General features: G+C 72.5%; 10 protein-coding genes. 2 read left to right on the top strand and 8 right to left on the bottom strand.

Features of this window, described 5'->3' with window-relative positions:
• Positions 1 to 23: 23 nt before the first annotated feature.
• Together G4D86_RS15510 and G4D86_RS52115 are read right to left on the bottom strand one after the other, a co-directional pair.
• Positions 24 to 1,037, bottom strand: coding sequence for a PEGA domain-containing protein (locus G4D86_RS15510; protein ID WP_163994286.1), 1,014 nt, complete (start codon positions 1,035 to 1,037; stop codon positions 24 to 26).
• Positions 1,034 to 2,893 (bottom strand): serine/threonine protein kinase, encoded by a 1,860-nt coding sequence (locus tag G4D86_RS52115; RefSeq protein ID WP_240360270.1) that lies wholly within the window; start codon positions 2,891 to 2,893, stop codon positions 1,034 to 1,036. Before G4D86_RS52115 ends, G4D86_RS15510 begins: the two co-directional genes overlap by 4 nt.
• 208 nt (positions 2,894 to 3,101) lie before the next feature.
• On the opposite strand from G4D86_RS52115, the gene G4D86_RS15500 reads away from it, so the two are divergent.
• On the top strand, positions 3,102 to 6,677 hold the full coding sequence (locus tag G4D86_RS15500; RefSeq protein ID WP_163994283.1) for a DEAD/DEAH box helicase: 3,576 nt from the start codon (positions 3,102 to 3,104) through the stop codon (positions 6,675 to 6,677).
• 216 nt (positions 6,678 to 6,893) lie between these two features.
• Positions 6,894 to 8,471 (top strand): hypothetical protein, encoded by a 1,578-nt coding sequence (locus tag G4D86_RS15495; RefSeq protein ID WP_163994280.1) that lies wholly within the window; start codon positions 6,894 to 6,896, stop codon positions 8,469 to 8,471.
• A 186-nt stretch (positions 8,472 to 8,657) separates the two neighbouring features.
• Here the strand turns inward: G4D86_RS15495 and G4D86_RS15490 are convergent, their stop codons facing one another.
• From G4D86_RS15490 to G4D86_RS15465, 6 genes are all read right to left on the bottom strand, one after another.
• Complete coding sequence (locus G4D86_RS15490; protein WP_163994277.1) at positions 8,658 to 9,095, bottom strand: cell envelope biogenesis protein TolA; 438 nt, start codon at positions 9,093 to 9,095, stop codon at positions 8,658 to 8,660.
• Positions 9,096 to 9,219: 124 nt separating this feature from the next.
• The gene (locus G4D86_RS15485; protein ID WP_163994274.1) at positions 9,220 to 10,350 is read right to left on the bottom strand and encodes a tetratricopeptide repeat protein; all 1,131 of its coding nucleotides are present in this window, start codon (positions 10,348 to 10,350) and stop codon (positions 9,220 to 9,222) included.
• A 145-nt stretch (positions 10,351 to 10,495) separates the two neighbouring features.
• Positions 10,496 to 11,260: a LytR/AlgR family response regulator transcription factor gene (locus G4D86_RS15480; protein WP_163994273.1), complete on the bottom strand. Its 765-nt coding sequence runs from the start codon at positions 11,258 to 11,260 to the stop codon at positions 10,496 to 10,498.
• Positions 11,257 to 12,354, bottom strand: coding sequence for a sensor histidine kinase (locus G4D86_RS15475; RefSeq protein WP_163994270.1), 1,098 nt, complete (start codon positions 12,352 to 12,354; stop codon positions 11,257 to 11,259). The genes G4D86_RS15480 and G4D86_RS15475 overlap by 4 nt, the downstream gene beginning before the upstream one ends.
• 44 nt (positions 12,355 to 12,398) lie before the next feature.
• Entirely contained in the window at positions 12,399 to 13,487 is a 1,089-nt protein-coding gene (gene dapE, locus G4D86_RS15470) for a succinyl-diaminopimelate desuccinylase (protein ID WP_163994268.1), read from the bottom strand.
• A 120-nt stretch (positions 13,488 to 13,607) separates the two neighbouring features.
• On the bottom strand, positions 13,608 to 14,180 hold the full coding sequence (locus G4D86_RS15465) for a hypothetical protein (protein ID WP_163994266.1): 573 nt from the start codon (positions 14,178 to 14,180) through the stop codon (positions 13,608 to 13,610).
• Positions 14,181 to 14,323: the final 143 nt, after the last annotated feature.

Raw genomic sequence — 14,323 nt, 5'->3', positions numbered from 1 at the left:
GTGTGGCTCTGGAAGGCTGAAGGCTAGAAGGCACCGGCGACACCGACGCTGCCGGGGCCCACGCCCACCGTCACGGACGGGGCGGAGGCGTTGGAGGAGGAGCCGCCGGAGAAGGTCATGAAGGCGGAGATGCCGGCGGCCACCACCGTGGCCCCGGTGAGGATGTCGCTGGTGAGGGCCAGCGTCTTCGCCTTGCTGCTGGCGTCGTCCAGCTGGGCGCGCGTCACGCCAAAGGTGTCCCGCTGGGTCTTCAAGTCACTGGCCGCGCCGTTGGCGAGCACGGCGGTGACACCCGCGCCCACCGCCAGCGCGCCGGTGGCGGTCCACATCTTCCAGGGGACGCCGCGCGGCTCGGCCCGGGCCGCAAGGCCGGGAGTCGCCGCCACGGGGGTGGAGGCCACGGACTCCGTGACGGCGGCGGGCTTCTGGACGGGCGGAGGCGCGAAGTCCAGCTTCACCTGCACGCTGTCCTGGCCCGCGACGTCCACCATGCGCGTCACTGGAGGCTCACCGGGAAGCTCGGCCGTCACCTTGCGCCGGCCGGCGCTCACCATCACCGGCTCGGACAGCGGGGTGCGCCCCACCGGCTGGTCATCCACCGACACCCGCGCGCCCACCGGCTGGGTGACGATGTCCAGGAACGCCACGCGCGAGCGCAGGCGCTCCACCTCGCGCTGCACCTCCTCGCGGCGCTGGGCGGTGATGTCCGCCTGGCCCTCCTGCAGGTACTGCTGGAAGCTGCGCAGCGCGCCCGGGTAGTCCTGCAGCTGATACTGGACCTGGGCGATGCTGTAGAGGAGCCGGTAGCTCGGAGCCAGCTCGTAGGCGCGCTGGAACTCCACGAGCGCCGCGCTGAAGTCGCTCTCCTCGTAGAACTCCTTGCCGCGCTCGTAGCGCCGCTGTGCCTCCTCCATCTGCTGGGTGCGCGCGCTGGGAGTCTTTCGAGCAGGGGCGGCGGCGCTGGCGCTGCCCGCCGCCATCGCCACCAGGAGCACGAGGGCGAGCCGCTTCGGATGACACATCGAGATGGAGTTCATGGGGTTTCCGAGGAAGAGGTGCCGCCCTGCTCGGCCCAGGGGTTGTCCGAGTCGAGGGTGCGCCGGGGCGGCTTGCGCCGGGTCGGCTTCGCGGGCAGCTCGGCGAAGTCCGGCTCCTGCGACTGGACCTGGGCCGGCTCGCGAGCCGGGGTCTCCACGACGGCGGGACGGCGCGACTCCTGGCCGCGCCGGGACAGGGTGATGTCGAGCGCCAGGTCGCGGTCGAGGCGCAGCTCCTTCACCACGGTCGTGTAGCCGGGGGCGGAGACACGCAGCGTGTGCACGCGGTCATCCCGGGGGAAGGTGTCCGAGAAGGGGGTGCCCTCCAGCGGCCGGTCATCCAGGCGGAGTTGGGCCTTGCGCGGCGTCACCGTCACCTGCAGCTCCACCTCCGTCGGCTCGGCGGGGGCCTGACCCGTGGCCCCGGCGGGCGGAACGACGGTTCCTTCCGCGGTGGCGCCCTGCACGGCCGCGGCGACGCCGGTGGGCGGAACGACGGTTCCTTCCGCGTTCGTGCCCGCGGGGGCCGTGCCCGGCACCCCTCCCGTGGAGGGCCCCGCGCCGTGGGCCCCGGGCGCGGAGGTCGTCGCGGCGGGGACGCCCGTGGAGGGCAGCGTGTTGGCGGCCACGGGAGCGGAGGGCGGAAGGTCATGACCGCTGGGGCGCAAGACCACGGCGACGGCGCCCGCCAGCAGCGCGCCGACGCCCACCGCGAGCAGGAGCACACCCCGGCCTCGCGTCAGGAACAGGGGCTGCGTGGGCCCGGTGGGCTGCGGCTCCGGGTTGACCTCCGTCGGGGCGCGCATGGACGGCCCGGTGGCGGGCCGCGACAGGCCGGAGCCCGGCGACGCGTCACGCGGCACGCTGACCCCGCCGGAGACGGGGGTGCCCACGACGGGGCTCCCACCGACGGGCACGCCGGCGCGGCTGATGAGCTGGGCCATGTGCTGCGCGCCCACCGGGTGCCCGCAGCTCAGCAGGTACCGGTCCAGGTCCGCCTGCATCTGCCGGCAGTCCGCGTACCGCGTCTCGCGGTCCTTCGCGAGGGCGCGCTGGATGATGCGCAGCAGGGCCTCGGGTGCGCCTTCTCGCCGCGCGGCCACGGGAATGAAGGGCTCGAAGAGGATGGCACGCATCAGCGCCGCTTCGTTGCTGGCCTCGAAGGGCTTGGCACCCGCCACCATCTCGTAGAGCACCACCCCCAGCGCGTACACGTCCGTGCGCGGGTCCAGCGGCTCGTTGCGCAGCTGCTCGGGCGCCATGTACGGCACCTTGCCCTTGAGCGTGCCCACCTGCGTCTGCGGCGCCTGGCTGGTGGCCTTGGCGATGCCGAAGTCCACCAGCTTCACGTTGCCGCTGCGCGACAACAGGATGTTGTCGGGGCTGACGTCGCGGTGGATCATCCGCAGCGCCTCGCCGGTGTCCGGATCAGAGAACTCGTGCGCGAACGTGAGCCCTTCGCACACCGCCGACGCGATGCGCGCACAGAGGGGATACGGTATCGCCTGGCCCTGCGCGGCCAGCCGCCGCAGCAGCGCGCGCAGCGTCGGCCCGTCGATGTACTCCATCGCCAGGAAGTACGCGCCCGCCGCCTCGCCGAAGTCGAAAATCTGCACGAGGTTGGGATGGTTGAGCCGCGCCGCCAGCCGGGCCTCGGCCAGGAACATCTCGACGAACTGGGGGTCCTGCGCCAGGTGCGGCAGGATGCACTTCACCACCAGCGTCTTCTCGAAGCCTCCCGGGCCAGCGGCACGCGCCCGGTACACCTTTGCCATCCCGCCTTGACCCAGCTCGGTGACGAGCTCGTATCTGCCCAGCAGATTGGCGCGGGTGGATGCATCACGCGGGGCCGACACTGTTACCTCTCCGTAAAATTCGCAGACTGCGAATAGGCTGCTTTTACAGAGCGGTGACGCATGAGGGCCAGTGCGGGGCCGCTGTGTTTACATGATCGTTACCTCTCCGTTACCGAGGTAGATTCACGGCCGTCGCCGTTACATGGTCGTGACACCCGGGCCTGGTTGCTTGCCATTCGCCCGCGCATCCTGAAGAAACAGCCACCGCATGCCTCCCGAGCCCGCGCCGTCCTCCCCCCGCCCTTCGCAGGAGGCCGGAGGCCCTCCCTTCGACACGGATGGCGCGCTGCTCACGTGGCTGCGGGCGCACGGCATCGAGCACGTCACCCGCCTCAGCCTCGTCATGCTCGGCCCCCGCGTGGAGGCCCCGCTGGTGCCGCAGTTCCGCATGGCCATCGCCGGACGCAGGCTCGTCGAGCTGGCAAGCGTGGAGTCCGTGGCGCGCTGGACCTCCGAGGTCCAACCGTCCCCGAAGATGCGGGACCTGCTCCCCCGCCTCGCCTGCCGCTTCCTGGAAGACGAGCGCGCCGCCGCCGAGGACGCCCGCGCCTCCATCCCCGAGCGCCTCCGTCCTCCCGAAGAAGCCCGCACGCACCCCGTCCACTGCCTCCTCGTGGACCTGCGCGCCCGAATCCCCGACACCATCGCTGCCCGCCCACGGCGCTGGCTTTCCCCGGAGAGCCTCCAGCACGACGCCGTCCTGCCCGGCTTCAAGCTCAAGGAGGCGCGCTGCTCGGAGCTTCCGCTCGGAGCCGTGGCCGGCTTCATCCTCCCTGAGGCACGCCTCACCTTCTCCCCCACGGAGGTGAAGGCGGACTGCTCCTGCGGCGCCACGGCGTGCGTGCACATCCTGGCCGCCATCGACACCGCCCTCCTCTGGCTGCGCCAGCCCTGGACGGACGAGCTCGGCGACCTGCTCGAAGAGCTGGTCCGTCCCGCCTGGGAGCGCACGCTGCGCGCCCTGGAGCGCGCCGTCGAGGAGAGCCCGAGCGCCGCGACGGGCTCGGAGCTCTCCTGGCGCCTGGAGGTCATCCCGAGCTACGGCGTGGAGCTCGCCCCCTACCTCCACCGCCGCAACAAGAAGGGACAGCTCAGCACCGGCTCGCGCCTCACGCGGCGGCGGCTCCTCCAGGAGTACGGCTCGCTGCTGTCCCCCACCGACGCACGCCTCGCCGCGCTGCTGCCGGAGACCGCGGCCCCCGCCTCTCGTGAGCTGCTCTTCGAGCTGGCCAACCACCCGCGCATCTTCCTGGAGGACACCCCGGAGCTCGTGCGCGTCGAGCGCGCCCGGGTGGGGCTCGTCGCCGAGGACCGCGACGGCACCGTCATCGTCGCCGCGGGCGTTGACGGCGCGACACTTCCTCCGACGCTGCTGGAGCGCGTGCGCAAGTCGAAGCCCGATGAGGCCCTCTTCCTGTGGGACGAGGGCTCGCGCCGGCTCACCGTGCTCGACGTCAGCGCCGAGGCCCGCGCCGTCCTCGGGGTGCTCCAGCGCCACGGCAACGCCTTCCCTCCGGAGAGCCACGGCGCGCTGCTGGAGCGCCTCTCGAAGTTCTCGCAGCGCCTGCCCGTGGCCATGCCCCGCAGCGTCATGGGCGAGGCCCTCCCCACGCGCAACCTCATGGTGCTACGGCTCGAGGCCCAGCACGGCGGCGGCGTGCGCCTGGAGGTCCGCACGCGTCCGCTTCCCGACAGCGGAGCGTTCATCCCGGGTGAGGGCTCCCGCGACGTGCACGTGCGGCGCGGCACCACGCCCTTCCATGCGGTGCGCAACTTCGTCCAGGAGCGCGAGGCCGCCGAGGCGCTCCTGGCCCGCCTCCCGCTCGACACCGCCAGTCCGGATGAGGTCTTCCCCTATACCTTCCTCTACACCAGCGCCCACGGCGCGCTGACGCTGCTCAAGGTCTGCGCCTCGCTGGAGCCGAAGCCCGAGCTGGAGTGGACCGGCGCGCCCCTGCGACTGCTCGCCGGACGCGGGCCCGCAGCCCTCAGGGTCACCATCGAGCGCAGGCGCCACTGGTTCGGCGTGCTCGGCGGGCTGTCCGTGGACGGAGAGCGCGTGGAGCTGGCGCGGCTGCTGGACGCGGCCCGCCGCAAGGAGCGCTTCATCCACGTCTCCGCGCAGTCCTACGTGGAGATTGAAGACGCCCTGCGCCAGCACCTGGAGCAGCTGTCGGACCACGCGTACCTCTCGCGCCACGGCCTGGAGGTGGGCCCGTCCGCCGCCGAGGCCCTGAGCGCGCTCGGCGCCTCGGGCGCGAAGGTGGAGTCGGACGCTGCGTGGCAGAAGCTCGTGGAGCGCATCTTCGCCGCGAAGGAGCTGCGCCCCCGCGTGCCCGCGACGCTGAAGACGGAGCTGCGCCACTACCAGCTCGACGGCTTCCGCTGGCTCACCCGGCTGGCCTCGTGGAACGCGGGCGGCGTGCTCGCGGACGACATGGGCCTGGGCAAGACGGTGCAGGCCCTGGCCGTGCTGTTGGACAGGAGCAAGCTCGGCCCCGCGCTGGTGCTGGCCCCCACCTCCGTGGCCTTCAACTGGATGGACGAGGCGAAGCGCTTCGCCCCCTCCCTGCGGATGCACATGTACGCGGACTCGGAGGACCGGGGCGGCACGCTGGAGCGCCTGGGGCCCAGGGACGTCCTCGTGCTCAGCTACGGCCTGCTCACGCGCGACATCGAGCGGCTGTCCTCCCTGCGCTTCTCCACCGTCGTCTTCGACGAGGCCCAGACGCTGAAGAACGCGACGACGCACCGCTTCCGCGCCGCGCGGCTGCTCGAGGCGGACTTCCGCTTCGCCCTCTCCGGCACGCCGCTGGAGAACCACCTTGGCGAGCTGTGGGCCCTCTTCGCCGTCGTCTTCCCGGAGCTGCTCGGAAGCTGGGAGGCCTTCCGCGAGCGCTTCGCCTCGCCGATTGAAAAGGGCATCGACCCCACCGCCGCGCCCGCTCTGGCCCGCGTGCTGCAACCCTTCCTGCTCCGGCGCACCAAGGCCCAGGTGGAGGCGCAGCTGCCCCCGCGCACCGACGTGCGCGTGCCCGTGGTCTTCTCCTCCGCGGAGTGGCAGCTCTACGAGGACGCGCGGCTCGCGGCGCTCTCGGATTTGGAGACGCGCAAGGCGAAGCTGCGCGAGCAGGAGCGCCGCATCGAAGTCCTGGCCGCGCTCACCCGGCTGCGGCTGCTCGCCTCGCACCCGCGCCTGTATGACCCGTCCTCCACGCTGGAGTCCTCCAAGCTGAAGCGCTTCATGGAGCTGGTGGAGGAGCTGCGGGCGGAAGGGCAGCGGACGCTCGTCTTCAGCCAGTTCACCTCGCACCTGGCGCTGGTGCGCGAGGTGCTGGACGCGCAGGGCATCCGGTACGAGTACCTCGACGGCCAGACCCCCCAGGGCGCGCGGGCGGAGCGGGTGCGGGCCTTCCAGGAGGGCACCGCGCCGCTGTTCCTCATCTCCCTCAAGGCCGGCGGCTTCGGCCTCAACCTCACCGCCGCCACCAGCGTCATCCACCTGGACCCGTGGTGGAACCCGGCCGTGGAGGACCAGGCCTCCGACCGCGCCCACCGCATCGGCCAGGAGCGTCCCGTCACCGTCTACCGGCTGGTGGCGCGCGGCACCCTGGAGGAGCAGATGCTCGCGCTGCACGAGCACAAGCGCGCGCTGGTGGCCGGCGTGCTCGAAGGCAAGGACCAGGCGGGCCGGCTCACCACGAAGGAGCTGCTCGCCCTCCTCTCCCAGAAGCTCGCCCCTCCGGCCCCGTCGGGGGATGAGCCGCCGCCCACCCGTCACTGAGGTGGAGCGGGGGTACGCACGGACCGCGCGCGCCCGGGGTGGGTAAAGCACGCGCCCCACCTGTGGCGCGGCGGGGTGCGGTGGAAGGAACGTTCGTTCCACTCGGGATGCGGCGGCCTTCCGCGGCGAAGCGGGCAGGCGGGCAGACGTCGAGCCCCTTGTTGCTGGCACCGTGTGGCATGCGGACCCTCCTCCTCGGCGGAGGGGGTTTTCATCATGCGTCTGGGGTGGCGTTGGGCCCGGACCGTCATCGGGATGACGGTGCTGGGTTGGGTGGGGATGCTGACGGCTTGCAGCAGCGGCGAGGTGCAGGCGCCTCCCGACACGGGAGCCTGCGAGGACACGGTCGACGGGGACTGCTCCGCGGCGCCCGAGCCGGCTCCGAACGACGGTGGCGACATCCCGCAGCCTGTCGAAGAGCCACCCCAGGAAGAGGATCCTGGGGACACCAGCCAGGACCCCACACCGGAGCCACTGCCACCTCCGCCGGGCCCGGGCGCCACGCTGTGGGAGGCGCGCGAGGGCACGCCGCAGGACGACCTGGCGCTGGACGCGGCGGTGGACGCCACCGGCGACATCTTCACGGCGGCCGTCCATGGCATCGACGACCTGGACACCCGCAACCGGTCGGATGACAAGGTGTCGCTGGTGCTCACGCGGCGCTCGGCCGACGGCGAGACGCGCTGGCAGCGGACCTTCGAGGTGCGCGCCCCCGAGACACCCGCGGAGCTGCACGCCGACGTGCGCGCCCAGGTGGCCGTGGACCCCGCGGGCGGCCTCTACCTGGCGGGCAACGTGAAGGGCCTGCTGGACTTCGAGACGCGCGAGCTGGGCGACGGCGCCTTCGTGGCCCGGCTGGACGCGAATGGCACCCTCGTCTGGGCGAGCAGGCCCTCGGGCAACGGCCTCACCGTGGTGGACCTCGCGGTGGACGCGCAGGGCCGCGCGCTGGTGGCCTTCAACAGCCCCGGCGGCGCGGACTTCGGCGGCGGCACGCATGGCTCAGGCGCCGTGGTGGTGACGTACTCGACGGACGGGCAGGCGGAGCACTCCCTCTCCATCGGCAGGCCCGAGGGGCAGGAGGACGCCGTCGAGTTGACCACCCTGGCGGCGGACGGCCGTGGGCGGATGGCGGTGGGCGGCCGCTACGTGGGCGCGGTGCGCTTCGGCAACCAGCGCGTGGCGTCCACCCGCGACGGCAGCCCCTTCTTCGCGCTCTATTCGGACGGCGCGCTGACATGGGCCAGGGCGCTGCAGCACGCACGCGGCTCCGTGACGGCGGTGGGACTGGACGGCCAGGGCGAGGTGGTGGCCACCGGCCCCTTCCTGGGCACCGTGGACTGGGCGGGCAAGAAGCTCCAGGGCCACCCCTACCGCTACAGCCCCTTCCTCCTCTCCACGCAGTCGGGCGGCCAGGAGCGCTGGGGCCGCAACCTCGGTGACGGGCTCCAGGCGGGCGCACTCGCGGTGGACTCCGCGGGCGAGGTGGTGGTGGGAGGCTTCACCTACAACCGCATCGAGGACGGCGCCGCCAGCTCGGACGGCATGGGTTCCTCGCAACCGGTGGCCCTGCGCTACGACGCCACCGGCGCGGTGGTGGCCACCCGCCTGTTCCTCTCGGACCCGCCCCAGCCACGGGGTGAGCTGGCCGGCCTGGAGGCGATGCCCAACGTGGCGGTGCTGCCGGGAGGCGACGCCCTCCTCTTCGGCCACACGGACCGTGAGAGCGACTTCGGCCCCGGCCGTCGCTCCGCGGCCCGGGGAGACATCTTCCTCCTGCGCCTCAAGCGCTGACGTCCGGCGACCGCTTCCGGAAGCCGGCCGCGTCGGAGCCCAGTTCCGTGCGATTCGCGACACGTCCGGACGCTCCGCTGGGGGCGCCCGCGCGGGGTCGAGGGCCACGGTGCGCGGCGAATGTCCGCGACCCGTGGCCCTTCGTGTTTCCGGCGGAAGGCGGGGCCAGGCCCTCGCGGCCGCGCTCTAGCGGCGCGTGCTCTTGCGCGCGGTGGTGCGGCGAGCAGCGCTCTTGCGGGCGCCACCGCGAGCCGGGGTCTTGCGAGTCGTGGTCTTGCGAGCCGTCCTCCCAGCGGCGGCCGTCTTCCGCGTGGTGGCCTTGCGAGCGCCCCGGCCCGCCACGCGGGGGGTCTTGCGAGCAGCGCTCTTGCGGGTGGCCGTCTTGCCGCGAGCGGCCGTCTTGCCGCGGGCGGCCGTCTTGCCACGCGTGGTGGTGCGCTTCGCGGAGGTCTTGCGCGCGCCCTTGCGGGCACCCGCGGCGCGGGTGGAGGTCTTGCGGGTGGTGCGGCGCGACGAGGTGCCACGGCGCCGCGTGGTGCCTCCCGTGCCGGCGGTGCCGCCCGCGCTGGGGGTGGACGCCACGGCGTCGGTGATCTGCGAGTTCACGAGGGTCTCATTCGTCATGCAATCGGCTCCGGAAGAGAAGACAGCGTGTGAAGCCAGCGCAGGGTACGCCCATTCCCTCACGAGCAGTGCAGCGAACCCATACAGATGAACGACAGCGGACGAATGACGCGCGCGGCGCCGCTCAGCGAAGCGCGACGCCGAGCTCGCGACCGAGCCGCTCCACGTCTTCAAGCACGACGTCCAGCCCTCGCGCCGTCGTGATGGCCCAGGCGCGACGGAGCCACTCCTCGACGCGCGCCGTATCGCCCCGCAGGGCATGTGTCCGCGCCACGTCGAGCTGCACATCCACCAGCGTGAGCCAGTCCTGATGGGCCTCGGCGTTGGCCATGGCCTGCTCCAGGTGTGAGAGCGCGGCCGCGGCATCCTGGCGGCGCAGGTGGACGCGGCCCAGGGCGGCGTGGGACTCGCGCAGGCTCGCCGGGTCCTTCGCCTCCTCGGCGATGCGCAGCGCCTGCTGCACGGCGGAGAGCGCTTCCTCACTGAGGGGCTCGCGCAGGGTGAGCACCTGGGCCATGGCAATCAGCGCGAACACCTGGCCGGTGCGGAAGCCCACCTGCTCGCGCAGACGCACGCACTCCCGGTGCCGCGCGAGCGCCGTGTCCAGGTCCCCGTCCTTCTCGGAGAGGTCGCCCAGGTGCCGCAGGCCATACGACTGCATGAGCGCGTCTCCGGACTCCCGCGCGAGCGCGAGGGAGCGCTCGTAGAAGCCGCGCGCCCCGGCGGCGTCGCCGCGCATCTGCCGCGTGAGGCCCAGGTGGAAGAGCATCTCGGTGGCGCCACGGATGTCCCCGGCCTCCTCCGACAGGGCATGGGCCCGCTCGAAGAGGGAGACCACCGGCGCCCATTCGCCTCGCCCCGCGACGACCTTGTCCCAGTAGAGGAACATGCCGTGCGCATCGAGCGCGGCGGCCAGCGCGCTCCGGTCCCCCGACGCCTCCGCGAGCTGCCGCGCGCGCAGGAGGACGGCGAGCACGTCGGCCTCCTTCATCCCCGGCTCATGGCGAAGCTGACGCGTGAGGACCCGGCCCAGCTCCGCCTGGAGGCGGGCCTCACCGGCTGCGTCCTTCAGCAGCCGGGCCCGTTCGATGGCGAAGCGCCCCAGGTCCGTGGCCTCGTGGAAGCGGCTCTCCAGGTCATATGCCTGCATGACGGCGACGGCGGACGGAGCGAAGGTGGAGCTCCCCCGCTCCGCCCGCCCGGCCGCGCAGCCGGTGGCGAGTCCCAGCAGTCCCACAGCGATGATGCACCGCATGTCTTCCTCCCGGGGAGGCGCCCGGCCTCCCTACGCCTGGGAAGCTACGGAGACGCCCGACGGGAAGGGCGCCCGTGGGACGAGGCGCGGAAGGAAGGGACGAGCCGCATGCCCCGGGTGACGGGACGGGGCGGGCCCGGCCTCTCTACAGGGGATGACCGAGCACCTGCTCCAGCCGCGCACGGTACGTCCGGCTCAGCGTCAGCTCCCGCCCATCGCGCAGCAGCAGCCGGTGGTCCCCGGACAGCGTGGGCGACAGCGAGTGGATGCGGTCCACATTGACGAGCGCCGAGCGGTGGACGCGCGCGAAGCGGCGCGACGCGAGCCGGGCCTCCATCTCCGCCATCGTCTCGCGCAGCAGGTGTTCCTCACGGCCCACGTGCAGGGTGACGTAGTTGCCGGCGGACTCCACCCAGTCGATGTCCTCCACCGGCACCAGCAACGTCTGCGCACCGGACTTCACCACCAGGCGCTCGGAGCCCGGAGCCACGGGCCGCAGCTCCTGAAGCAGGTGCGCGAGCTGCTGCTTCAAATCCACCGGAGGCGAGGCCAGGCGCTCGCGGACGCGGACCAGGGTGCGCCGGAAGCGCTCCACCGTGAAGGGCTTGAGGAGATAGTCCACGGCGGCGGCCTCGAACGCGCGCACCGCATGCTGCGGCCACGCCGTGACGAAGACGACCACGGGCGGAGGTGTCCCCGCCGTCTCCGCGAGCACGCCAAAGCCATCCCGCTCCGGCATCTCCACGTCGAGGAACACCAGCGCCGGACGCTCGCGGGCGATGACGGAGCGCGCCTCCTCCCCGTCGCCACACTCGGCCAGCGGGTGCAGGTCCGTCTCCGAGGCCAGCAGGGTGCGCAGCCGCTCGCGGGCCAGGGGCTCGTCATCGACGATGAGGGTGCGGACCGTCATGGCCGGGCGCTCCGGTACGGCAGCGAGAGGGACACGGAGAACCCGCGCGGCGCATTGGCCGCCAGCGTCATCGAATGCGCGGCCCCATGGAGCCGCTCCAGCCGGGCGCGGGTGCTCCCCAGCCCGATGCCCTCGCGCAGGCCCTCCAGTCCCGAGGACGGTGGCCCGACGCCGTCATCACGGACCTCCACGGACAGTCGCTCCCCGGAGCGAACCGCCCGGACCCACACCCGCCCAGGCCCCCGGCGAGGGGCGATGCCGTGGCGGATGGCGTTCTCCACCAGCGGCTGGAGCAGGAGCGGCGGCACCAGCGCGTCCCGGGCCTCGGGCGCCACGTCCACCTCCACGTGGAGCCGGTCGGAGAAGCGGGTGCGCTCGATGTCGAGGTACGGCGCGAGCAGGTCCAGCTCCTCCGAGAGGGGCACCTCGTGGCGGCCGTCGCGCTCCAGGCTGGCGCGCAGCAGCTCACTGAGCTGGCCCACCATGCGGTCCGCGGCCTCCACGTCGCGGTGCATGAGGGCGGAGATGGCGTGCAGGGTGTTGAACAGGAAGTGCGGGCGGAGCTGGCTGCGCAGCAGATGGAGCTGCGCCTGCGCGAGCTGGGCTTCGAGCTGCGAAGCGCGCACGGCCTCCTCGCGCACCTGCCGCGAGTAGCGCACGGCCGCGTCCAGCCCCACCACGGAGAGGTAGATGAGCAGGTCGAAGTCAGTGGTCTTCGACAGCATGTACGTGAAGTACGTCCACGTGGCGGGCCAGCCGCCCACGGGCGCCAGCAGCACCTGGCGCAGCACCGCGTGCAGGGCCATGTGCGCCACGGCGAAGAGGAGCCCCGGTAGCAGGTGGAGCGCGAGCTGCACGGGCCACGGTCGCCCGGTGGCGCGCACCCGCCGCGCGACGGCGAGGATGAACGGGGTGAGGAGCGCCCAGCTGTACCACTCGACGGCGCCCACGACGAACGTGTCGCCGAAGCCGGAGGGCTCGCCCCGCGACGCGCGGTAGACGGACAGCTGCGCGGTGTAGACGAGCACCAGCACCGTGTATCCGGCCAGCACCAGCGCGGGCCCGAGCCAGCGTCGTGGGACGCCAGCTCTCAATCCCCCGGGCGCGAGACGCAACAGCCACGAGGGCCGGGACACGCTCAGCCCGCGCCCTTGAGGAACGCGGCGAGCTTCTCGTACGCCACGGCCAGCGGAGGAATGGGCGCGCTCTCGTTGGCCTGGTGGGCCTGGGCCGTCTCACCGGGCCCGTAGTTCACCGCGTCCACGCCCCACTCGCCGAAGCGGGCCACGTCCGTCCACGCCTGCTTGGACGCGGCGGGCAGGGCCGTGAGCGCCAGCAGCTTCTTGAACAACGGGTTGTCGGCCGCCACGGGGCCGCTGGGCGAGGCGTCGGTGAACTCCACCTCCGCGCGGCCGGCGACGAGCGCCTGCACGTCCGCCTTCGCCTGCTCGATGCTCTTGCCCGGCGCGAAGCGGTAGTTGAGGTTCAGCTCGAACGCCTCGGGGATGACGTTGCGCGCGCGGCCGCCCTTGGCCAGCGTGGCGTTGATGACCTCGTAGAAGGGGAAGCCGGCGACATTCACCTCCACCCGCTGGCGGCCGAGCAACTCCGTGAGGAACGGCCCCGCCTTGTGGATGGCGTTCTCCCCCTGCCACGGCCGCGCCGAGTGCGCGCTGCGCCCGGTGAAGCGCACCGTCACCTGCATGGAGCCGACGCAGCCCACCTGCACCACGCTGTCCGTGGGCTCCATGGCGATGCCGAACTTCACCCGCGCGAGGTCCGGGCGCTGGGCGAACAGCGGAATGAGGCCGCTCTCCGCGTAGGCGCCCTCCTCGCGCTCGTAGAAGAGGAAGGCGAGGTTGACGGGGAGCGTGTCGCGGCGGAGGTCCTCGGCCAGCGCCATCATCACCGCGAGGCCGCCCTTCATGTCGGAGGCGCCGAGCCCGAAGATGCGCTCACCCTCGATGCGCGGCTCGCGGCCCTGGTCGCTCGGGTGCGCGGGCACGGTGTCCAGGTGGCCGATGAGCGCCACCGTGGGGCGCGAGTCCTCCAGGTGTCCAAGGAGCAGCGTGTGCCCGACGCGGAACACCTCGTCGCGCTTGAAGTGCTGGAGGGCCCAGCGCTCGACGTGGTCGGCGATGGGGCCCTCATGGGTGATGGGGCTGGGGATGCGGCACAGCTCGAGCGTGGTGCGAGCGAGCCGGGTGGCCAGTTCGGTGGAAGACATGCGGCGGGCACCATACCGCCGTGGCGCCCGGGAGTGCAGTTGGCCTCGCGTCCCCCGGCGCCGGAGTGAGCGGAGCGCGACACGCGGGGACACCCGGCCCCCGCGTGCGCGCGGCGTGACTCAGTAGATGGTGTTGTTCACGTCCTCGAAGGTGAAGGACCAGAACGTGGTGCCGCCCGTCTCGAAGCCGTACAGCACGCCATTCGCGCAGGCCGTCGGCGTCACCGAGGTGGTGAAGCCCCACGTGTTCGACTGCATCGTCACCACGCCCGTCGAGTTGACGGAGAGGGTCCACGAGTCCTTGGCGTACGCCGAGAAGTCCTGGTAGCCCACGCTCCAGTCACCCGTCCAGTAGCCCCGGTCGCTGAAGACCTGGCTGGAATTGGCCGAGCTGCTGCCAATCTTCGCCGGGGAGCAGCTCCAGTAGCCGCCCACGATTCGGCAGATGGAGCCGGTATAGGTGGTGAGCTGCCCGGTGAGCGACGACGCGAGGCCGCGGGCGCCACCGCCGCTCACGTTGACGATGGACACGGCGTGCACATTCACGTCGTAGAGGCGGCTGTTGACGTCGCCGGTGCGCACCCACTCGAGGTGCGGCTGGAGCATGGTGGCGCAGTCCTCCGCGCGGGCCTCCGTGGCAACGAGGGAGAGCAGGCCGAAGCCGCAGGCGGCGATGAGGGAAGAAAGACGCATGGAAGTCTTCTTGGGTCTGCCGGTGGGAAAGGAGCGCGTGCGCCGGCACTCGCGTGCGCCGGCCACCCCATGTGCAACCCCCGTGCACAAGCCCGAAGCCGTCACGACAGAGGGAAACACGCGCTCCGCACGGCGTGACACCG

This window comes from Pyxidicoccus caerfyrddinensis, assembly GCF_010894405.1.
Classification (GTDB): domain Bacteria; phylum Myxococcota; class Myxococcia; order Myxococcales; family Myxococcaceae; genus Myxococcus; species Myxococcus caerfyrddinensis.
The sequence above is the reverse complement of the archived record's forward strand: the minus strand, read 5'-3'. Positions and strand labels throughout refer to the sequence as shown.

Excerpts from the sequence above, each read along its gene's own strand:
- G4D86_RS15500 (WP_163994283.1), top strand. The coding sequence starts at position 3,102 with ATGCCTCCCGAGCCCGCGCCGTCCTCCCCCCGCCCTTCGCAGGAGGCC.
- G4D86_RS15465 (WP_163994266.1), bottom strand. The coding sequence starts at position 14,180 with ATGCGTCTTTCTTCCCTCATCGCCGCCTGCGGCTTCGGCCTGCTCTCC.
- G4D86_RS15485 (WP_163994274.1), bottom strand. The coding sequence starts at position 10,350 with ATGCGGTGCATCATCGCTGTGGGACTGCTGGGACTCGCCACCGGCTGC.
- G4D86_RS15495 (WP_163994280.1), top strand. The coding sequence starts at position 6,894 with ATGCGTCTGGGGTGGCGTTGGGCCCGGACCGTCATCGGGATGACGGTG.
- dapE (WP_163994268.1), bottom strand. The coding sequence starts at position 13,487 with ATGTCTTCCACCGAACTGGCCACCCGGCTCGCTCGCACCACGCTCGAG.
- G4D86_RS15510 (WP_163994286.1), bottom strand. The coding sequence starts at position 1,037 with ATGAACTCCATCTCGATGTGTCATCCGAAGCGGCTCGCCCTCGTGCTC.
- G4D86_RS15490 (WP_163994277.1), bottom strand. The coding sequence starts at position 9,095 with ATGACGAATGAGACCCTCGTGAACTCGCAGATCACCGACGCCGTGGCG.
- G4D86_RS15480 (WP_163994273.1), bottom strand. The coding sequence starts at position 11,260 with ATGACGGTCCGCACCCTCATCGTCGATGACGAGCCCCTGGCCCGCGAG.